Here is a 20,127-nt window from a genome sequence, read left to right on the forward strand (position 1 = left end):
CGAAATATCTGCCAACCGGGGAAAGCCGTTGCCCCCCGCGGGTCAAAGGATTTCCGCGGCACCGGTTTTTTACCTGAACATCCACCCGCCGGCCTATCGCGGACCGACGCCAACCGCTAATAGGGCTTTGGGGAACGGGGCAAGGCAGGATCGACGGAAACCATGAAGCGGCATTGGCTGGCTTCGTGGATTGCGGACAACCTGGAAGATTGCGAAGCAAGGCATTGAACCCGCTTACATCGCTCCGGCGCTATCTCACGCCCGCACAAATCAACATCTATTTCTCGATCGTCTGTTTCTTCTCACCGCCTGTGCTCGGCTCGCTGGTGAGCGTCGCGTTCAATGCCGGCGCGGTATGGTCGGCGCTGCTCCTGGCCGCAAAACGGCGACGTTTCAACATCGACCGGCCGATGCTCGCGCTGACCATAGCAATCTATGCCTATTGCGCGGCCATGGTGCTGGCCTCGATCGTCAACGGCACGGTGAAGGACGATCTGCGGTTGTTCCTGCCGCTGATCACTCTGGTCTTCTTCCCGATCTCCTATTCGACCTGGACCATTACGGACAAGACCACGCTGGCGCGCATCGCCGTGCTGGCGAGTGCCGCGGCCTGCTTCGGCGCGCTGGCGCTTGCGGTCGTCCAGCATTACTGGTTTGGCACCAGGCCCGAAGGCGGCGCCGGAAATGCGATCGTGTTCGCGACGGTTGCCTGCCTTGCCGTCATGATGTGCCTGGCGGGCGCGCTGGTCGGGATCGAAAAGCGTTGGAAGCCGCTGGCTGTCGCGGCCTTCGCCGGAGCCACCTCCGTCATCCTTTCGGGATCGCGCACCATCTGGGTGGCCATGCTGATCGCCGGTGTCGCCGTCCTACTCGTCAACCGCCGAGGGCTCACGCGCGCCCAGTTGGTGCGGATCGTGGTGATTGTCGGCGCGGTCTGCCTGGTGATCGCGGCAATCGGTTTCCCGGTCATCATAAACCGCACCGACTTCATGATCAGCGACCTGGAAGCGCTGAACGCCACCGGCGACCACTCGACGGCGATCGGCTTTCGCGTGGCGATGTGGGATATCGGCCTTAGCGCTTTTCGCGAGGCGCCGATTTTCGGTCATGGCATCTCCGCCAGCCGGGACCTGATGAAGCAGGGATTTCACGACCGGTTCGGCCTCGACTCCGGCTTCAGTCATTTCCATAACGGCTTTATCACCGCGCTGGTGGAGGCCGGCCTGCTGGGGGCACTTGCCCTGGCCGCGATCTTCATCGTTGCCGCCTGGAACGCGGCAAGGGTGCTGCGGCTCAGCACCGCTCCGGTGGAGCGGTTCGGTGCGACGATGATCCTTGTCACTGTCATGACCTACCTCGTCGGCGGAATGACCGGCATTGTTGTCGGCCATGATATCCTCGACGCGACACTGATGGTGTTCCTGATTTCGGGCACCTACCTTGCATCCGGGCGCACTGTGGCGCCGACCGGGAAAAGCGCGCCCGCGACAATCCCCGGCGCCAACCGGCAATCATGAAGGTCCTGATCACCGGCGCTACGGGCTTCATCGGGCGCCAGGTGGTCAGCCGGCTGTGCGCGGCCGGCTTTGACATACGGATCGCCTCTCGACAGCAGCAACGACTGGCGGACGCAGTCGATGCCGTCACGTTGCCCGGGGTCGATGCGCCGGACCCCGCCTTCCTGGCGCTGATGCAGGACGTTTCGCATGTCGTTCACTGCGCCGCCCTCAACAGCGACCGGCGCGCCAGCGACGCGGATTACATGGCGGCAAACGCAACCCTGACCGGGAGGCTGGCCCAAGCAGCGGCAGCCGGCAGCGGCGGGCGCTTCGTTTATCTGTCTTCGATCCGCGCCGTCGCAGGCCCCGGCTTCAGCGGCACCATCGACGAGGCCACGCCCGCTGTGCCGCAGGACGCCTATGGGCGCTCCAAGCGCGAGGGCGAGATCAGGATGCTGGCGGCCTATGCCGCCGCCGGACGCGCCGATGCAACGGCGCTGCGGCTGCCGCCGGTCTATGGCAAAGGCATGAAGGGCAACATGAAGGCGCTCATGCGGCTTGCCGACACGGCCTTGCCGTTGCCCAGCAGCGCGCTGACCGGCGTCCGCTCGCTGATCTCGGCCGACGCGGTGGCGGACGCGGTGTTGCATATACTGACGACGTCGACGCCGCTCCGCCCGGTCTACATCGCGAGCGATTCCTTGCCAATCGCGATGTCCGAGATCGTCATCGCGTTCCGGCAAGGTTTTGGTCGTCCGCCGCGCCTCTTTCCCACGTTGCCGCTGCCACTTCGGCTGGCGGCGACGCTGCTCGGCAAGCGAGCGTCATGGCAGGGCCTCGCCGCAAACCAGATTTGCGATGCGTCTCTGCTGGCATCGGAAGGCTGGATGCCCGAAGCCGATACGCTCGGCCGGCTCCGCCAGTTGGCGCGCAGATTAAAGCGCGGTGCGCTTTTAAGTCTTCTTTGATGGATGTCGTTGTCCCCAAACCGCTGCACACTTTTGGGCGACACGCATCAGTTGCGATAGAACGTGCCAAGCAGGATCTTGAGGTCCAGGCCGACGGAAGCCGCCTTGAGGTAGGCGGCGTCGGTCTCGGCGCAAAGCTTCGGATCCGACATGTCGATGCCCTTGATCTGCGCAAGCCCGGTGATGCCCGGAAGTGCGGTGAGCACACCTAACTGCCTGCGCCGCTCGATCAGTTCGGTCTGCGTCGGCAGGCAGGGGCGCGGGCCGACAAGGCTCATCTCGCCCTTGAGCACGTTCCAAAGCTGCGGCAGCTCGTCGATCTTGGTTGCGCGCAACATCTTGCCGATCGCGGTGACCGAATTGGCCGGCGCCTCGTGGGTGGGCAGGGACGGCGTTTCGCGACGCATCGTGCGCAATTTGCGGCAGGCAAACAAAGCCCCTTCCCGGCCGACGCGGATCTGGGAGAAGATGGCGGGGCCGGGAGATGTCGCCCGGATCGCCAGCATCACGACGAACAGGATCGGAGCCGCCAGCAGCAGCATAGGAGCCGCGACCGCCAGGTCGAGGGCACGCTTGACCGCCATGATCAGATCCAGCGCCGCAGGACGGCGAGATAGAGGCCCAGTGTGCCGAGCAAGGTCTGCCGGTAGACGCCGCTTTGGCGCAGCAGGCTGAAGCGCTTCAAAAGGCTGGCTTCCCGCGCGCCGGTGAACAAAGAGAGACAACGCTGCGCGTCGCTCGTCAGCAGGTCGCGGTTGAGGGCGAGACCGCGCAGATTGGCATCGGTCCAGGCGACGAACTGGCCGTTGCGCAGCCGATCGATCCTGGAAAGCCTGGCCTTCCACGAGACATTGGCGCCGACAAGATTTGTCTCGTGCTGGCGGTATCTCACCAGCGGCCTCGGCTCGTAGCGGATCTTCCCGCCGCTGGCGGCGACGATGAGATAGGCCCACCAGTCGTGGCTGATGAAATCGGTTCTGGCCGACGCTTTTGCCAGAAGGTCGCGCGCTGCGCGGTTGAGCAGCATGGTGTTGGCGCCGGCAATGCTCTGCACCAGCGCGTTGCGGAACGAAGGCGGATGCGGGAAGAGCGGCGAGCAACCGGCTGCCCGACCGGTCTCGGAAATGGTCGTTGTGCGCGAGCAGAACAAAAGCGGCATATCCGTGTCCTGTGCCTCCATCCAACTGACAGCGCTCTCTAGCCTGTCGGGCTCCCAGACATCATCCTGGTCGCAAAAGGCATAGTAGTCGGCTTCGATGCGCGGATCGATGATCATGGAACGGAAATTGGCGGCGAAACCCTGTCGCGGGCCGTCAACCAATGTAACGCGCCCCTTGTTCCAGCGGCTCCGCCATGCCTCGACGATGGATATTGTGCCATCGGTCGAACCATCATCGGAAATCCACAGGTCGATCCGGGGCCAGGACTGCGCGGCCAAGGACTCCAACTGCTCATTGATGAATGCCGCGCCGTCCTTCGTCCCCAGAAGAACGGACACGCGCTGGTCTTGTCTGCTCACAATCCGGATACGCCCACTGCCCGATATGCAAGCAGGCTAAAATAATGGCTACGCCTGGGCAAGACAGGCTGGAGCGGCAAACCGTTTCGTGACGGTGGTAAACTGCTCCGACTCCTTGTTTTGGTGCGGTTTCGAACGGAAAATCGTTCATGACTTTTTCTGGGATCGTTCTAAGCCGTCTGGCTTGCCGCCTTCGGCAGAATTCGATCCGGCGTGTTCAGAGCGTCATGCAGCTCCGCCAGCACCGCGAGAGCCGTCGCCTTGTCCTGGTCGCGCATGGCGGCCTGCAGCGCCGTCAGCCCGACCTGGATCCTCGACCAGCCCACCACCTCGCTCCTGAGACCGAAAATCTTGGCGATGTCGAGCTTGACGACCTCCTCGTTCTCGCCGTGCAGCGTCTCGTGCAGTTTCTCGCCCGGCCTGACGCCGGTGAAGCGGATCGGGATGTCGGTGTAGGGGCTTTTTCCGGCCATGCGGATCATCGTTTCCGCGACCTCGAGGATCGGCACGGGCTTGCCCATGTCGAGCATGTAGATGGCGTAGTCGTCCTTGCCGGGCCGCCGCTCTGCATCGGCGGCCGACATGATGACGAGGTCGACGGCCTCGGCAACGGTCATGAAATAGCGGGTCATGCGCCGGTCGGTGATGGTGACCGGGCCGCCAGCCTCGATCTGGGCCTGGAAGACGGTTGCCACCGAGCCGTTGGAACCAAAGACGTTGCCGAAGCGCACCGCGATGAATTTGGTGCCGGGATGACGGTTGCCATTGTCGTGGCCATTCGGCCCGCCGCCATTCGATCCCGGTGCTGCATGCACCTCATGCAACGCCGCGACGATCTGCTCGGCTGCCCGCTTGGTGATGCCCAGCACTGACGTCGGATCCACGGCCTTGTCGCTGGAGATGAGCAGGAACTGGGGAACGCCACATTTGGCGGCGACCTCGGCGCAAGCCAGCGTGCCGAAAACGTTGGTCTCGATCGCCGCTTCCCAGTTCTCTTCCAGGATCGGCACATGCTTCAGCGCCGCGGCGTGGAAAATGAGGGCCGGCTTGAACTCCTCGACGAGACGCGTCATCTGGCGGCGATCGGTGACGTCGACGATACGGCTGGTCAGCCGGTTGCGTTCCTTGTCGTCGACCAACTGGTCGAGCTGGAAAATGCCGAACTCGGAATTGTCGGCCACCAACACCGCTTCGGCGCCGAGCTCGAGCGAACGTTTGACAAGCACGCGGCCGATGGAGCCGGCGCCGCCGGTCACCAGCACGCGCTTGCCGTCGACGAAAGCGCCAATGCGAGCGAGATCGGTGGAAACGGCCGAGCGGCGCATGATCGTTTCCATCTCGACCGCGTCGAGAACCAGCTTGCCGCCCTGCCCCAGCTCGGAAAGCCCGGAAAACTGGACGACCGTGATGCCGCTGTGACGGGCGACACGCACCAGCTCGGCATAGTCCTCGATATCGCGCTCGGCGCCCTTGCCGAAAATCACAAGGTCGAGGTTCTTCGTTCCCCTGACATACTCTTCCAGTACCTCGACCAGGCGTGGCCGCACCGCCACCACGGGAACGCCGTGGATCTGCGTGCCGAGCGGCGCATCGCTTTCGGTCGCCATGATGCCGGCAATGGCATATTCCGCCGGGACCGCCGCACGGGTGAAGCGGACGATCACGTCAGCCTCGCTCAACAGACCGACGAACAGTGCCTCCCTGATCGGCGCCTCGCCAGGACCACGGCGCAGGATGCGCCAGCTCGCGCCGTCGCGCAGGAACCGGTAGTAAAGCCTCGGCGCGGAAATGATGGTGAAGGAGACGAGGAAAAAGACGATGAACTGGCGCTCGTTGAGGCCGGCGACGGGCTGGAAGAAGATCCGGAAGGCGAGCGAGGTCAAATAGAGGACCACGGTAAGTATGCCGCAACCCTTCAGGATGTTGAAGAAGTCGGGCGTGGAAGCAAAGCGCCAAACGGTGTTGTAGAGGCCGCAAGAACGGAACAGCAGATGGGCGACGAGGACAATGATCGCCCAGCAGGCCAGCCCACCGTTGGAGAAAGCATCGAATGAGAGGTGTGATTGCGACAGAAGCAGGCTAAGCGCAACGGCTATCAGGACCATGACGAGATCCTGGATCATGATGATGGCGCGCCGCATCTTCGGTCGGAGTCCCGATACGGCTTCTACATAGGACGTCATAGGGCGGCACTGAACTCCAGGCGTAGGATTTTGACCACCAGAAAAGTGCCGGATCAAATATTGACCGCCACCACTCTAGATTGCAAATCCCCGATCCCCTTGCCCCGCAACCGCAATAGCGCGGAGTCGGGCGTATCGCCAGAGGTTTTTGTATCTGCCCCGTCATATGACGGTGATTTCTTCGACGGCGGGTAATGCCGCACTCATCCATTTGCCGCATCAAGAAGGGCGCCGCTGCGCCGTCGACGTATCTCGCTTTACGGTTGGGGTTGCCATAAGCTCGCTGCACGGTAGGACGAACTTGATGATCCCGAAGCGGACGACGGCCTCGATGGGGGTTGAAAATTCGGACGCACGGCGCTTTGACCACTCCGGCAACAGGATAAGCTGCCAATATGCCGCCTAACGATATCGGTGTCCTGGCTGCCATTTTTCTTTTGTTCCGTGCGACCCTCCTATCAACGTCCGATGTCAAATATCATCGAAGCGCCTTAGTCCTTGCTTTGGCGTCCTATAGCGCCGTCATCCTTCTCAGGGCACCGTCGCTCTTGAGCATGTACCGGCTTTGGGCGGAGAGCGGCACGCTTTACTTCAACTAGCCGCGGTTCTCCTTGTGCTCGATGGTATGGATTCCGAGACCCTTGGCGATTTCCGACGTGCTGTCCGACGATTTGTCGTCGGTCAGGATGATGTCGTCGACGAGTTCCTTCGGCAGAGCGTCGTAGGTGACCTTCAAGGTCTTGCCAGCATTGTAGGCCGGCATGATCACTGTGACCTTGAGGCCATTCAGCATGTGCAATACCAATCCATGTATCTGATGGCCGACCTACTCAAAGTCACCTCGCGACAAGTGGCTCAAGCCCGCCATTTCCGAAGAATGCCTGCTCTACTATTCCAGCCTGGGCTTCCGGCGCATAGATCGCCTTCGCGCTGACGCATGCCCGCTTGGCTGTTTCGATAACCAGCGTGTCATTCACGATCAGTGTCTCCAGACACTCCTCCCACTCGTGAGCGAGCGCCAGGTAACCGTTGTCGCCATGCCTGATTGCGCTGGCGTATGAATGTATAGGCGTCGCGACAGTGGCTGTGCCCACGATTGCTGCCTCAAAATACTTGAGCTCGGACTTGCAGTTCGTGAAAATATTGTCCTGAAGCGGGACGAGATTTACCTCGGAAAATGCCTTTATTCTTTGCAGATTTACAAAGTCGTGAAGTGGATATTGCTCGACCCGGCCTCTGAACCTGCGAAACAGCTCCCTGTCTCCAAGGTACCCGACCACTCTCAAGCTGAGCTGGGAGTGCCTATTCATCAGTCCGGCGAGCGCCGTCTCTATGAGCTGGAAATCCTTCTCGTGACTTGGTGTTCCGCTGAAGTAACCGAGCTGAAAATTTCCAGACCGGGCGAACCCATTGCGCAATTTCGCTTCGTAGATTCGCTCGGAAGCATCGAGTTGGCGCACATTCAACGCATTCGGAATGACCACCGTGGGCAGGTCAAAGTCAGCCGAAATCCGCGTTTGCAGGTAGCTGTTCGTGACGATGACACCATCGCAGAGCCGGATCGCCTCCCTCATCCGGGACGTGTAGGCATGCCAGAAGTCCCAGATGCCCGGGTGGCTCAGATCCTGCGCCAAGGTGTTGACCAGAAGATGCACATGGGGCGGGCTGAAGACGAAGTCGTCGACATCGAAATAGACCCGCGCGCCGCGCGCGCGCTGCGCGGACAGGAAGTCGACCAGGCTATGCGAGTAGCGACAACGGCAGACCACCACGATGTCCGCTGCGACGGGCGATTTCAACAGGTCGGCGAGCTCGTGATAGAAAAAGTAGGATGAGGATATTCCGGCCTGTTTCCTCCAGATCTCGTGCATGTTGAAAACACGGTAGCGAAACGTGCTGCTGTCGGCCGCCTCATAAAGATAAAGGATGCGCGTCGAAGACCGTGTCAGCTCCGCAATTCTATCTTCGACCGGCCTAAGCCATGGGTCGGAATATGCAAAAACCGGGATATCGAGCTGGAACATCAGGGGTAGGATCGGGCGATGCGTTCGATCACCGGCTCGAGAACCAGGTTCCAGTCCCGCTGAATTTTGTTCGCCTTGTAATTCGCTTTTCGCCGCTCTTCGTCAGCCACCAGTTGAATGGCCGAGCGCAGAGCTTCGACGAGACGACCAACTTCCGGCTCGGCAACGATAATGTTGCGGCTGTAGCCGGCGAGATCGGTCTTCAGACCCGAACTGTTCGTCACCACGACGGCCCCCGAGGCGGCAAGATCCAGAGGCGGATAGCTTGGGTGCGGCGTGAGCATCAGAGACAGTCCGAGATCGCTGCCGCGAACAATGGCGGCGTATTCGTCCCAACGCAGGTTCTCCTCAAAGTTCACCTCGATCGGAAGCGAGAAAGAGATCCTCGGTATGTCCTTGCCGCACAAGACGATGCGCCATTCGTTCGGCCGCAGCAGGCCTTGATCGACCGCCCGCTGGAGGACCTCGCAACCCAGATAGAAGAGGTTCCTGGGGTTGTTGGGACGTGCGTAGAAAAGCAGCGTGCGTTTCACACCAGGTCGGTTCTTTTGCTGAAAGAAATGCTTTTCCGGAAAAGCCGGCTCGAAATAGCTGGCTCGATTGGGCAGGTCTTCTATGCCTAGCGCCAGGTGATCGAACAGAAGTTTCGAGTTGACGATCAGCGGCAGATCCTGATCCCTCAACAAAGCATCGCAGCGCAGAAGATCGTCCCCGGCCGGGTAGAACATCCGCTCGTCCTCCTGAAGGAGGTAGAAGATGGAACGACGCGGCAGCCTGGTGGCCGCTGCCGTGGTCCACCATGATGTGGTGATGAACCGATCGAGCTCGTGGACCGGCAATTGATCCGGGGTTTCAGGCGGCAGGAACTGGAATTCGGTGCGGCCATCAAACGTGACCCCGCTCACAGCAAGCAGCGGCTTCAGCGCGGCAGTATCCGCCGGCTCGGTTCGCGTCACCACCCGCAGCCTGGCCTGTAGCTTTTGGGCCGCAGCCGCAGCGAGGATAAGCGATGTGCCCACGCCGCCGAACAAACTGCCCCTGCTGATGCTGTCGGTGATTACCGTAATGCGCCGGGCATCTGCATCCGTGTTGAAAAATGAAATCGGCGCCAGGGATCGAAATCGGCTTTCAAGCAGGCTGGCCACGGCCGATGTGTCAGGCTTCGAGGCCGCGATAGTACGCTGTGAGGCCGCCTGTATCCTGCGATACTCCGCCACCCTTTGAAGCAGAGCGGCTGTGCCCGCGACACGCCAATAGTGATAGGCTTTTGCGGCCAGTGCGCTAAATCGTTGCTGCTGCATCATGCCCAAGCCCGTTTCAGTCCGACGGCGCAATGCCATCGGGCTCTCTGGCACTTTTTGGGTTTCTTTCCGATCACCTGCTCTTCCCCTCACCGCCCGGGCAGCATGCACGATGCTTCGCATGGGACCGGTCGCGCGCCAAGAGGTGCTGGCGTAAACGGCGCTCAGGACTCCGTTCAACCGGCTCGCTTCAAAATTCGCAGCGTCGCGATCGGTCTGCAAAAGCGAAACCTGACTTTCCAGCGCCGTGGTTCGGTCGCGAAACGCCGCTGCAGCCACGTCGCGCTGTTCAATCGACAGATGTGCGGCCGACAACGCAGCACCAAGCGCTTCGTTCTCCTTGGAAAGCGTCTCCAGGCGCGCCGCCTGCCTTACGATTGCTTGCCGATTGACCACGGCTTCCTCGTCGGAAACTGCCTGCGGCCACGAATACGGATTGTCGGTTTGATCGGTCACCACATTGACCGTCGCATCCAGCGCCATCATATCTCCGGCGACAGGCGCCGTTCCGCCGACCACCCGACGCTTGCCGAGTTCATTCTCGCCTGCGGACTTCCTGGTGACGATACAAAGCGAATTGAGGAACCGGACTTCGTGAATCGACGGCAGTAAGGCATCATCGAACGCTGTCCCGCTGTTGTCGGCGAATGGCACCAAGGCCTGAACGGCGGAGAAATCCGTTCCCCAGTGCTCATGGTTGACCACATCGACCAGACGCTTGAAAAACGACAGGGACGAGAGCGGTTGGAAAAGCCCACCTCCATACTCCTGCCAGTAGCTGCAATGCAAATCTTCGGCGATGTACGTGCCGCCTTCGGCAAGAAGCGGGAAGTATTTTGAAAAATTGCGTATGATGTCGTCGGAGCGATGTGACCCATCATCGATTATTATATCGAACTGACCGGATACCTTCGCGATCTTGCGACTCGTTTCGTCACTGCCGGCATCGCCGATAACGATCTTTATTCTGCGGTCATCGAATTTGAGCTTCTTGCATTCTGGATTCGCATCGCAGCCAAGGATCAACGTGGCCTGCGGAAAATACCTGCTCCAAACTTCAAGCGAGCCGCCGTTCTGCACGCCGATTTCGAGCAGGCGAACCGGCGCATTCCTATATCTTGAAAAAATCCGGTCGTACTCGCTCAGATAGAGCGACCATTTGTCGGACACTTTGCCGTGGTGGTCGTCGTAAAGCTGGTTAAGCGGCTGAAGCAGCACCGGCGCCTTGATCCGTTTCGAAACGCCGGTGTTTGCCAGGCGCCCTGGCTTTCTACCGTCAATCCGGTTCTTTCACCAGACGGGCAACGACCACCTCGGTCGCCGCCCGCCAGTCCGGCGCGGTCCAGCCGAAGGCGGCGGCGAATTTGGCGCTCGACAGCCGTGAATTGGCCGGGCGCCTCGCTTTGGTCGGGTAATCGGCGGTCGCGATGTCGCGGACCCTGGCGTGTGGTCCGCCAAGTGCCCGGCTGGTATCCAGGATGTGCCGGGCAAAGCCGCTCCAATTGGTCTCGCCCGTGCCGGCCAGGTGATGGACACCGAAGGCGTTGCGCTTGTGCCCGACCAGCATGGCGGCCGCGTGCAGGATCGCATCGGCGATGTCGAGCGCCGATGTCGGATTGCCCCATTGGTCGGCGACGATCGACAGCTCGTCGCGGTCTGCGGCAAGCCTCAGCATGGTCTTGACGAAATTCCTGCCGAACGGGCTGTAGACCCAGGCGGTGCGCAGGATGAGGTGGCGCGGATTGGCTGCCGCAACCGCCGCTTCGCCGGCGAGCTTGGAGGCGCCATAAACGCCGAGCGGCGCTGTCGGGTCGCTCTCGACATAGGCGCTGTCCTTGGCGCCGTTGAAGACATAGTCGGTCGACAGATGAATGACCGGGACTCCTAGCCGCGTGGCGGCCTCGGCGACCTTGCCCGCGCCGACGGCGTTGACGGCAAAAGCCAGTTCCTTCTCGTCCTCGGCCTGGTCGACGGCGGTATAGGCGGCGGCCGAAACGACGATGTCGGGATTTGCCGCCGCGAGCGCGGCGAGCACCGTCCCGGGCCGCGTCAAGTCGAACGCCGGGCGGCCGACGGCAACGATCTCGAGATCGCGGCGGTTCAGCCCCAATTCCAGCAGACTGGCGGCAACCTGCCCTTCGCGTCCGGTGACGGCAAGCCTCACGCGGCCCCCTTGCGGCCTTCCCTCGAGGCGCCGCCCAACCGTTCGCCGGCATAGCGCTGCTCGCGGATCGGACCCCACCACCATTTGTTGTCGAGGTACCAGTCGACGGTCTTTGCCAGGCCGCTGTCGAAATTCTCGCGCGGCGCCCAGCCGAGCTCGCGCGCGATCTTGGACGCATCGATCGCGTAGCGGCGGTCGTGGCCGGGACGGTCGGTGACAAAGGCGATCAACTCGCGATGGCTTTTGCCGCCGGCGCGCGGCCGCCTCCGGTCGAGCAGATCGCAGATCGTCTCGACGACGCCAAGATTGGTGCGCTCGGAATTGCCGCCGACATTGTAGCTCTCGCCCGGCTGCCCTTTCGTGGCGACGAGTTCCAAGGCCCGCGCGTGATCCTCGACGAACAGCCAGTCGCGAACATTGGCGCCGGCGCCATAAATCGGCAGCGGCTTCTCGTCGAGCGCATTGAGGATGACCAGCGGGATCAGCTTTTCGGGAAAATGGTAGGGCCCGTAATTGTTAGAGCAGTTGGAGAGCACCACGGGCAGGCCGTAGGTCTCGTGCCAGGCCCGCACCAGATGGTCGGATGCCGCCTTCGAGGCCGAATAGGGCGAGGACGGCGCATAGGGCGTTTCCTCGACGAACATGCCGCCGTCGAAAGGCAGATCGCCGAACACCTCGTCCGTCGAGACATGGTGGAAGCGGAAGCTGCCTTGGCGAGCATCCGGCAGGCCGCGCCAGTATTCCAGCGCGGCGTTCAAGATGCGGTAGGTGCCGACGATGTTGGTCTCGATGAAGGCGCCCGGACCGTCGATCGAACGGTCGACATGGCTCTCGGCGGCGAGGTTCATGACGACATCGATGTCGTCCCGGCGCAGGATTTCGAGCACTGTGCGCTCGTCGCAGATATCGGCCTGCTCGAAACGGTAATTGTGCGCGTTCTCGATCGGCCGCAGCGAGGCAAGATTGCCGGCATAGGTGAGCTTGTCGAGATTGGTGACGCGATAGGCCGGATTGGCGCACAGATGCCGGCACACGGCCGACCCGATGAAGCCTGCTCCCCCCGTCACCAGAAAATTCAAACGGCCCTCTTCCCTCACGCGAAAACCTCCGCCGCGGCGAGCAACGGCGCCTTGCTATCCTTGTCGGAAAGCTGAAAGTCGCCGGTTAGCCATGGCCAGGCAATGCCGATGGCGGGATCGTCGAAGCGGATCGACCGGTCATGCTCCGGCGAATAGGTATCGGTGACCTTGTACAGAATCTCGGTGTCCGGCACGAGCGTCACGAAGCCGTGCGCGAAACCCTTCGGCACCAGGATCTGGTTGCCCTTTTCTGCCGATATCTCGAGCGATGCCCATTTGCGGAAGGTCGGCGACGAACGGCGGATATCGACGACGACATCGAAGACGCTGCCGCGCAGGACCCGCAGCAACTTGGCCTGGGCGCGCGGCGGCAGCTGATAGTGCAGACCGCGCAGGACGCCGGCTGCGGCGGAGTAGGAATGGTTGTCCTGCACAAATATCAGGTCGATGCCGGCTTCGGCAAAACGCTCGGCGTTCCAAGTCTCGCTGAAATAGCCGCGCGCGTCGCCGTGCCGCTTCGGCACGATCTCCAGCAGGCCCTCCAGCGCGAGTTTTCTGACGTCAAGCACCCTGATCCTCCGTCAGATCGGCGACGCGCCTGCGCAGATAGGCGGCGTATTCGTTCTTGCCCAGGCGCGCGGCGCGTTGCAGGACCTCGTCGGCGCCGAGCCAGCCTTGCTCGAAGGCGATTTCCTCCGGGCAAGCGACCTTGATGCCCTGGCGATGCTCGATGGTGCGCACGAAGAACGACGCTTCGTGCAGACTGTCATGCGTGCCGGTGTCGAGCCAGGCATAGCCACGGCCGAGACGGTGGACATGCAGTTCCCCAAGCTCGAGATAAGCGTTGTTGACCGCCGTGATCTCGAGTTCGCCACGCGCCGAGGGCCGGATGGTCGAGGCGATGTCGACGACCCTGTTGTCGTAGAAATAAAGCCCGGTGACGGCCCAGCTCGATTTCGGCTTGACCGGCTTCTCCTCGATGCTCAGCGCCTTGCCGGTGGCCTTGTCGAAGGAGACCACGCCGTAGCGCTCGGGATCCTCGACATGATAGGCGAAGACCGAGGCGCCGCTTTCGCGCTCGGCCGCCGTCCGGCAAAGCTTCGACAGGCCGTCGCCGAAGTAGATGTTGTCGCCCAGGATCATCGACACATTGTCCTTGCCGATGAAATCGCGACCGATGATGAAAGCCTCGGCGAGGCCGTTGGGCTGCGCTTGCTCGGCATAGCAAAGCTCAAGACCGAATTCCGAGCCGTCGCCGAGCAGGGCCTGGAAAACCGGCAAATCACGCGGCGTCGAGATGACCATGATCTGGCGTATTCCCGCCAGCATCAGCACGCTCAGCGGGTAATAGATCATCGGCTTGTCATAGATCGGCAGGATCTGCTTGGAGACCGCTATCGTGAGCGGATAAAGGCGTGTTCCACTGCCCCCCGCAAGAATTATTCCCTTCAACAAGCTCTCCGTTGAACTGCCGGGGCATGCCCTGATCGAGCTGCCCGCGGTCGGGTTTCGCGTGTCTGCTCGTTCGATTATGCCCTAGTAGGTCCTAATATCGGATTTACTGCTTTCGCCTGCAGATACAATTACTTGCAACCTATAGGCTACTTGCAACCTAGGCGATTGGCCGGATCTCCGATCGGTCAGTGAAGCCGGACACAAAAAAGCCGGCGGATTTCAGCCCGCCGGCCCGCTGTCGCGTTGTTCTATCTCAGCCGCGCTTGAGCAGCGCCCAGACGGCCGGCACCAGGCTGGCGGCCAAAGCCACCTTGATCAGGTCGCCGACGATGAACGGCAGGACGCCGAACTGCCACGACTTTTCCGGCCCGATGAGCACCGCAAGCCAGGCAAAGCCCATCGCCATCATGACGATTTCGCCGGTCAGCATGGCGCCGAACAGCTTGAACGGATTGCGGTCCCAACCGCGATCGGCGGCCCAGCCGGCGATTGCCGCCATCGCCACGAAGCCGGCGAGATAGCCGCCGGTCGAGCCCAGCATGTAGGCGATGCCGACGCCCTTTTCCGGCGTGCCCTGGAAGACGGGAAAGCCCATGGCGCCTTCGACGAGATAGAGGACGAGCGTCGCGACGGCGAGGCGCAGGCCAAAAGCCGAAGCGATCAACAGGACGGCAAGCGTCTGCAGCGAGATGTCGACCGGGCCGAGCACCACTTTCGTCTTGGCTGAAAGCGTGAGCAGCAGGGTTCCGGCAAGCGCCAGAAAGAGCTGCGTGGCGAGCCGGGCGGCGCCGCGATCGGGCAAAGTAAGAGAAACAAGCGGACGCATCGTGGTTGCAGTTGCCATGGTCTTCCCCGTTGGTGGCTGATTTGCTGGCTTTGAAGCGCGTAGCCTGGGAACGATTTCAGGCGACGCGCTTCGAACTTTTGTCTTGATGCATGTCGTTATCCCAAAACCGCTGCGCACTTTTGGGCGACATGCATTTGTTTTCCTATATTGGCTTCCGTATCAGGCGGCAATCGTTTTGCCGCATCGCAACGGAGCCCGGCATGGCAGTTGAATTCGATACCAGCTTCGATCCAGCCTACGGCAAGGCGGTCACGGTCGCGCCGGATGTGCTGCGCATCACCGCCAGGAACCCGAGCCCGTTCACCTTCCATGGCACCAACAGCTATGTCATCGGCCGCGACACGCTGGCCGTGATCGATCCGGGGCCGGATGACGACTCCCATCTGGAAACGCTGCTGGCCGCGATCGCTGGCCGCACGGTCAGTCACATCTTCGTCAGCCACACCCATCGTGATCACTCGCCTTTGGCGGCGCGGTTGAAGGAACGCACTGGAGCGCCCTTGCTTGCCGAGGGGCCGCACCGGCCGGCGCGGCCTTTGCGCATCGGCGAGGTCAATCCGCTCGATGCCAGTGCCGACCTCGATTTCATCCCCGATGTCGTGCTGGCCGACAATGCGCTCACCCACGGCGACGGCTGGACCATCCGGACGGTGCTGACGCCCGGGCACACCGCCAACCACGCTGTATTCGCCCTGGACGGGACCGGGCTGCTGTTTTCGGCCGACCATGTCATGGCCTGGTCGACATCGATCGTCGCGCCTCCGGACGGCGCCATGGCCGACTATATAGCTTCCCTCGACAAGTTGCTCACACGCGACGACCGGCTGATGCTGCCGGGCCATGGCGGACCGGTGACCGAGCCGCGCCGGTTCATGCGCGGCCTGAAGACGCACCGCAAGATGCGCGAAGCGGCCATCCTGGAGCGCATCCGCGCCGGAGATAGGACGATCCAGGAGATGGTGGCGGCCATCTATCGCGACACCGACCCGCGGCTGCACGGCGCCGCCGGCCTGTCGGTTCTTGCCCATCTCGAGGATCTGGTGGCACGCGGCCTGGTTATCACCGACGGCGATCCGGCGATCGACGGTGTCTTCAGGCCTGCCGCGTAGGCCTATTCGGCCGGCGCCGGGCCAACCTGGCCGGCGACCTCCTGGTCGAGTTCGGTCAGGAAATCGGTGATGCGGGCGGCATTGTCGCCGAGGTCGTAGCGGCCGTAGCGCGAGGCCGAACGCATGTCGACGATCACCGAATCGCCGTCGTCGGTGACGCGGATGGCGACGTCGGCCGGCAGGCCGAGCACAAAACCCTTGGCCAGCGCGTTGATCGTCGCCTGGCTCTGACCGTTGATGTCGGGATAGGGCGCGGTCAATTGCCAGTTGCGGCGGTCGAGCACGGTTTCGACCGCATCGACGATCGTCTCGAACGGCAGGTTGTAGCTGCGCCCGGTGACCAGCGGATAGGCGTCGGCCTGCAGGCTCTGCTCGCCCGGTGTCGGCGGCGAAAGCGTGTTCATGTCGCTGGTGCGGTCGCTGGTGTCGAGCACCGGCGGATCGTCGAGATCTGTCGAGATGTCGCGCAGCGGCGGATAGATCGTCGCCCAGTAGACGGCGACGCCAAAGGGCGCCAGCACCAGAATGGCCAGCAGCGCGCCGACGCTGAGATCGCGCCCGCCGCGATCGCCAAAGCTCCAGACCCGCGACAAGGCAAGTCCGGCGAGCAGCAGCGCGAACGCCGCCAGCAGCGCCACGACCGCCAGCACCCACAGGAAAGGCGGCGTCTCGACGAGGTCGAGCCGATAGCTGGCGGCAACCGTCAGCAAAAGGACGAGGGAAAATGCCGCGATCCGCCGCGACCAGCCGGCCGCTCTCGACGTCTGCCGTTCAGGAGGAGATGCCATTCTTTACCGTATTGTCCCAGCCCGGGCCGAGCTTTAGCGCAGTTCGGCGTTTCATGAAATCGCTGAACTGGGCTAACTGTCTGTTTTCGCGCAATTCCGGACGGAAAACCGCCGCGCACTTTTCCTGGAATTGCCGCAGAGGTTCTGGGTCCGGGCTTGAAGCTGAAAGATGGAAGTTTTTCATCAATCCGTCGGCAGGCGGTAATCCCTGAACTGGTCGCGCAAGGTGGTCTTCTGGATCTTGCCGGTGGCGGTATGCGGGATTTCGCCGACGAAGGCGACGTCGTCGGGCATCCACCACTTGGCCACCTTGCCGCTCATGAAGGTCAGGATATCGCTCTTGCTCGGCTCCTTGCCGGGCTTGCGCACGACGACCAGCAAAGGCCGCTCGCCCCATTTTGAATGGGCGATGCCGATGGCCGCGGCTTCGGCCACATCGGGATGGCCGACGGCAAGATTCTCCAGATCGATCGTCGATATCCACTCGCCGCCCGATTTGATGACGTCCTTGGCGCGGTCGGTGATCTGCATGTAGCCATTCGGATCGATGTGGGCGACATCGCCGGTGTCGAACCAGCCCTCGGCGTCGAACTGCTCGGCTCCGGCGCCGCCGTAATAGGCGCGAGCCACGGCCGGGCCGCGCACCTTGAGATGCCCGAAGGTCTTGCCGTCCCAGGGCAGCGCGTTGTCGTCGTCGTCCGTCACCTTCATCTCGACGCCGAAAGGCGGGAACCCCTGCTTGCCCTGGACATCGAGCCGGGCCTCGCCGGTCAGCACCTCATATTGCGGTTTGAGCGTGCACAGCGTGCCGAGCGGCGACATCTCGGTCATGCCCCAGGCATGCACGACCTGGACATCGTAGTTGTCCTGGAACTTGGCGGTGATGGCACGCGGGCAGGATGCGCCGCCGATGACGACCTTCTTCAGATGCGGCAGCTTCTTGCCTGTCTCCTCCAGATATTGCAGCAGCATCATCCATACCGTCGGCACGGCGGCGCTGAACGTCACCTTTTCGGTGTCGAGCAGTTCGTAGATCGAGGCGCCGCCCATCTTGCAGCCGGGCATGACCAGCTTGGCGCCGATCATCGGTCCGCTCTGGCCCAATCCCCAGGCATTGGCGTGAAACATCGGCACCACGGGAAGGATCACGTCGCGCGTCGACATGCCCATGGCATCGGGCATGGCGGCCAGCATGGCGTGAAGGACATTGGAGCGGTGGCTGTAAAGCACACCTTTCGGGTCGCCCGTGGTGCCGGACGTGTAGCACATGCCGGCGGCGGTGTTCTCGTCGAAGACCTTCCAGGCGAAGGCGCCGTCCGCCTCGGCCAGCCATTCCTCGTAGGCGACAACATTGGGCAGCGAGGTTTGCGGCATGTGCGCCCGGTCGGTCAGCACGATCACCTGCCGCAACGACCGGACCGCGCCGGCGATCTTTTCGAGAAGCGGCACGAAGGTCAGGTCGACGAAGATCGCCTTGTCCTCGGCATTGTTCATGATCCAGGCGATCTGCTCGGGGAACAGCCGCGGGTTGAGCGTGTGGTAGATCGCGCCGATGCCCATGATGCCATACCAGGCCTCGATATGACGGGCCGTATTCCAGGCAAGGGTGGCGATGCGGTCGCCGAGACCGAAGCCGTCACGCTCCAGCCGTTGCGCAACCTTCAGCGCCCGGTGATGGATCTCGGCATAGGTGGTGCGCACGATCGGCCCCTCGATCGACCGCGAGACGATCTCGCGGCTGCCGTGCTGGCGTTCGGCGTGGTCGATCAGCTTGTGGCAGAGCAGCGGCCATGGCTGCATCAGTCCGAGCATTCTTCTCCTCCCTCGTTGCGCTTCGGCATTTTTGTTTCACGCATTGTGAAACGATCGGACGGATTGTCCAGCGTCATCCGTGCAAGGGCGGTGGACGAACCGAAAAGCCCGGGAAAACCGCCACAATCCGGCCATCGTCGGCGTTAATGTTCATTAACGGGCTGGGTAGGATTGGCGAATGGAGTGTTCGCATGGACGCGCAGCTCGACGACAAAACCCTTGAAAGCACGCTTGCCGAAAGTCTGGACGATCTGACGCCGGACAGCAAAGCCGTATCCGATGACGAATTTGCCGAAGTGGTCGGCGGCGCGCTCGAGGCCGTCGGCGGAACCCTGCTGTTCAAGATGCGCGTTGAAAACGGCGCCGAGGGCGAGCATGTCGCGGCCGCCTGCATCGGCGAGGCCAACAACCGCCAGTTCCTGCTGCTCACGCTGCCAACCGCCGGCGGCGCGCTGAAGGTCGAGACCGCGGCAAGAAGCGCCAATCCGGTCGCGGGCATCGCCGCCGCCTATGCCAGCCTCATGGATGCCTTCAAGACGGCCGCCTGACCGCTGGAGCAATTCCAGGAAAAGTGTGTAGCGTTCAGGCTCGGCGCCTTCGCCGTAGCCCTCCGTCAGGAATTGCGTCAGACAAAGGCGTTGGAAACAAATTTCGGTTACGCAGGGTCTGGCGCAACTGCTTGACCTTGCGGGAGGCGGTTGTCTGACCCACCTTCTGCCCGAGAAGGAGACCATTCATGGACAAGCTCGCCAACCCCGCCCCCGGCTTCCAGCGCAATCCGGACAAAGTCATCACCATCGAACCCTATCGCGGCAGCGTCACGGTACGCGCCGGCGACACCGTCATCGCCAGATCGACCAGGGCCAAGGTGCTCTCGGAGCCACCTTATCCGGCCGCCTTCTATATCCCGTTCGACGATATCGATTTCAGCAAGCTCGCCGGCACCGAGCACTCGACGCATTGTCCCTATAAGGGCGATGCCAGCTACTGGAGCGTCCGGCCTGCCGGGGAAGCCGGCGAGAATGCGATGTGGGCCTATGAACACCCGTTCGACGAAACAGCCGAAATCCGCAACCACGGCGCATTCTACACAAGCAAGGTGACGGTCGAAGCCATTCCGGACTGAGCTCTCGATTGGCCGGGCCGTCGCTGCAACCCGAGGCAGGCTAAGCCCAAGCGTCGTCATCCCAGGGCGGAGCAGGAGCGAAGCTCCGTCGCGGAGACCCTGGGATCCATGCCATTACCTGGCGCGAGTGGCGCCAACGGAGCAGAATTCTGCGCCGTTGCAACGCCTTTAGATCACGGAATGGCAACTGTGTTCATGCGAAAGCTTTTTTATCTCGGATGACGGCGTTTAGGACGACGAGAAGCTTCCTTGC

The 20,127-nt window shown here is 62.2% G+C and carries 18 protein-coding genes; 5 read left to right on the top strand and 13 right to left on the bottom strand.

Features of this window, described 5'->3' with window-relative positions:
* Positions 1–224 precede the first annotated feature (224 nt).
* Together AB6802_RS26580 and AB6802_RS26585 are read left to right on the top strand one after the other, a co-directional pair.
* Positions 225–1,517: an O-antigen ligase family protein gene (locus AB6802_RS26580; RefSeq protein ID WP_371013170.1), complete on the top strand. Its 1,293-nt coding sequence runs from the start codon at positions 225–227 to the stop codon at positions 1,515–1,517.
* Positions 1,514–2,467, top strand: coding sequence for an NAD-dependent epimerase/dehydratase family protein (locus AB6802_RS26585; RefSeq protein WP_371013171.1), 954 nt, complete (start codon positions 1,514–1,516; stop codon positions 2,465–2,467). The genes AB6802_RS26580 and AB6802_RS26585 overlap by 4 nt, the downstream gene beginning before the upstream one ends.
* Positions 2,468–2,514: 47 nt before the next feature.
* Here the strand turns inward: AB6802_RS26585 and AB6802_RS26590 are convergent, their stop codons facing one another.
* From AB6802_RS26590 to AB6802_RS26640, 11 genes are all read right to left on the bottom strand, one after another.
* Positions 2,515–3,054 (bottom strand): sugar transferase, encoded by a 540-nt coding sequence (locus AB6802_RS26590; protein WP_371013189.1) that lies wholly within the window; start codon positions 3,052–3,054, stop codon positions 2,515–2,517.
* Complete coding sequence (locus AB6802_RS26595) at positions 3,054–3,965, bottom strand: glycosyltransferase family 2 protein (RefSeq protein ID WP_371013172.1); 912 nt, start codon at positions 3,963–3,965, stop codon at positions 3,054–3,056. The genes AB6802_RS26590 and AB6802_RS26595 overlap by 1 nt, the downstream gene beginning before the upstream one ends.
* 191 nt (positions 3,966–4,156) lie before the next feature.
* On the bottom strand, positions 4,157–6,169 hold the full coding sequence (locus tag AB6802_RS26600) for an SDR family NAD(P)-dependent oxidoreductase (protein WP_371013173.1): 2,013 nt from the start codon (positions 6,167–6,169) through the stop codon (positions 4,157–4,159).
* A gap of 595 nt (positions 6,170–6,764) precedes the next feature.
* Entirely contained in the window at positions 6,765–6,962 is a 198-nt protein-coding gene (locus AB6802_RS26605) for a glycosyltransferase family 2 protein (RefSeq protein ID WP_371013174.1), read from the bottom strand.
* Positions 6,963–7,005: 43 nt separating this feature from the next.
* Entirely contained in the window at positions 7,006–8,193 is a 1,188-nt protein-coding gene (locus tag AB6802_RS26610) for a glycosyltransferase (RefSeq protein WP_371013175.1), read from the bottom strand.
* The gene (locus AB6802_RS26615) at positions 8,193–10,712 is read right to left on the bottom strand and encodes a hypothetical protein (protein WP_371013176.1); all 2,520 of its coding nucleotides are present in this window, start codon (positions 10,710–10,712) and stop codon (positions 8,193–8,195) included. The genes AB6802_RS26610 and AB6802_RS26615 overlap by 1 nt, the downstream gene beginning before the upstream one ends.
* A 58-nt stretch (positions 10,713–10,770) precedes the next feature.
* A complete protein-coding gene (gene rfbD, locus AB6802_RS26620) occupies positions 10,771–11,658 on the bottom strand; it encodes a dTDP-4-dehydrorhamnose reductase (RefSeq protein ID WP_371013177.1) in 888 nt (295 codons plus the stop codon).
* The gene (rfbB, locus tag AB6802_RS26625; RefSeq protein ID WP_371013190.1) at positions 11,655–12,737 is read right to left on the bottom strand and encodes a dTDP-glucose 4,6-dehydratase; all 1,083 of its coding nucleotides are present in this window, start codon (positions 12,735–12,737) and stop codon (positions 11,655–11,657) included. The genes rfbD and rfbB overlap by 4 nt, the downstream gene beginning before the upstream one ends.
* Before the next feature lie 14 nt (positions 12,738–12,751).
* The gene (rfbC, locus tag AB6802_RS26630; protein WP_371013178.1) at positions 12,752–13,306 is read right to left on the bottom strand and encodes a dTDP-4-dehydrorhamnose 3,5-epimerase; all 555 of its coding nucleotides are present in this window, start codon (positions 13,304–13,306) and stop codon (positions 12,752–12,754) included.
* Positions 13,299–14,189, bottom strand: a complete 891-nt coding sequence (gene rfbA / locus AB6802_RS26635) for a glucose-1-phosphate thymidylyltransferase RfbA (protein ID WP_371013179.1) — start codon at positions 14,187–14,189, stop codon at positions 13,299–13,301. The genes rfbC and rfbA overlap by 8 nt, the downstream gene beginning before the upstream one ends.
* A 256-nt stretch (positions 14,190–14,445) precedes the next feature.
* A complete protein-coding gene (locus tag AB6802_RS26640; protein ID WP_371013180.1) occupies positions 14,446–15,036 on the bottom strand; it encodes a biotin transporter BioY in 591 nt (196 codons plus the stop codon).
* A 203-nt stretch (positions 15,037–15,239) separates the two neighbouring features.
* Here AB6802_RS26640 and AB6802_RS26645 point away from each other — a divergent pair, with 203 nt between their 5' ends.
* Entirely contained in the window at positions 15,240–16,148 is a 909-nt protein-coding gene (locus AB6802_RS26645; protein WP_371013181.1) for an MBL fold metallo-hydrolase, read from the top strand.
* Positions 16,149–16,150: 2 nt separating this feature from the next.
* Here AB6802_RS26645 and AB6802_RS26650 read toward each other — a convergent pair whose 3' ends face one another.
* Both AB6802_RS26650 and AB6802_RS26655 read right to left on the bottom strand, forming a co-directional pair.
* On the bottom strand, positions 16,151–16,936 hold the full coding sequence (locus AB6802_RS26650; protein ID WP_371013182.1) for a DUF1499 domain-containing protein: 786 nt from the start codon (positions 16,934–16,936) through the stop codon (positions 16,151–16,153).
* Between the two features lie 183 nt (positions 16,937–17,119).
* Positions 17,120–18,748: a fatty-acid--CoA ligase gene (locus AB6802_RS26655; protein WP_371013183.1), complete on the bottom strand. Its 1,629-nt coding sequence runs from the start codon at positions 18,746–18,748 to the stop codon at positions 17,120–17,122.
* 191 nt (positions 18,749–18,939) lie between these two features.
* On the opposite strand from AB6802_RS26655, the gene AB6802_RS26660 reads away from it, so the two are divergent.
* Both AB6802_RS26660 and AB6802_RS26665 read left to right on the top strand, forming a co-directional pair.
* Positions 18,940–19,296 carry a hypothetical protein gene (locus tag AB6802_RS26660; protein ID WP_371013191.1) on the top strand — a complete coding sequence of 119 codons (357 nt, stop codon included), beginning with the start codon at positions 18,940–18,942 and terminating at the stop codon, positions 19,294–19,296.
* Positions 19,297–19,484: 188 nt separating this feature from the next.
* Positions 19,485–19,874 (top strand): DUF427 domain-containing protein, encoded by a 390-nt coding sequence (locus AB6802_RS26665; RefSeq protein WP_371013184.1) that lies wholly within the window; start codon positions 19,485–19,487, stop codon positions 19,872–19,874.
* The last annotated feature ends 253 nt before the right edge of the window (positions 19,875–20,127 follow it).

The sequence above is a fragment of the Mesorhizobium sp. RCC_202 genome (genome assembly GCF_041355295.1).
Classification (GTDB): domain Bacteria; phylum Pseudomonadota; class Alphaproteobacteria; order Rhizobiales; family Rhizobiaceae; genus Mesorhizobium.

Bases quoted from the DNA above. Each gene is read 5' to 3' on its own strand.
- AB6802_RS26585 (WP_371013171.1), top strand. From the start codon at position 1,514: ATGAAGGTCCTGATCACCGGCGCTACGGGCTTCATCGGGCGCCAGGTG.
- AB6802_RS26600 (WP_371013173.1), bottom strand. From the start codon at position 6,169: ATGACGTCCTATGTAGAAGCCGTATCGGGACTCCGACCGAAGATGCGG.
- AB6802_RS26605 (WP_371013174.1), bottom strand. From the start codon at position 6,962: ATGCTGAATGGCCTCAAGGTCACAGTGATCATGCCGGCCTACAATGCT.
- AB6802_RS26610 (WP_371013175.1), bottom strand. From the start codon at position 8,193: ATGTTCCAGCTCGATATCCCGGTTTTTGCATATTCCGACCCATGGCTT.
- AB6802_RS26640 (WP_371013180.1), bottom strand. From the start codon at position 15,036: ATGGCAACTGCAACCACGATGCGTCCGCTTGTTTCTCTTACTTTGCCC.
- AB6802_RS26645 (WP_371013181.1), top strand. From the start codon at position 15,240: ATGGCAGTTGAATTCGATACCAGCTTCGATCCAGCCTACGGCAAGGCG.
- AB6802_RS26650 (WP_371013182.1), bottom strand. From the start codon at position 16,936: ATGGCATCTCCTCCTGAACGGCAGACGTCGAGAGCGGCCGGCTGGTCG.
- AB6802_RS26655 (WP_371013183.1), bottom strand. From the start codon at position 18,748: ATGCTCGGACTGATGCAGCCATGGCCGCTGCTCTGCCACAAGCTGATC.
- AB6802_RS26660 (WP_371013191.1), top strand. From the start codon at position 18,940: ATGGACGCGCAGCTCGACGACAAAACCCTTGAAAGCACGCTTGCCGAA.
- AB6802_RS26665 (WP_371013184.1), top strand. From the start codon at position 19,485: ATGGACAAGCTCGCCAACCCCGCCCCCGGCTTCCAGCGCAATCCGGAC.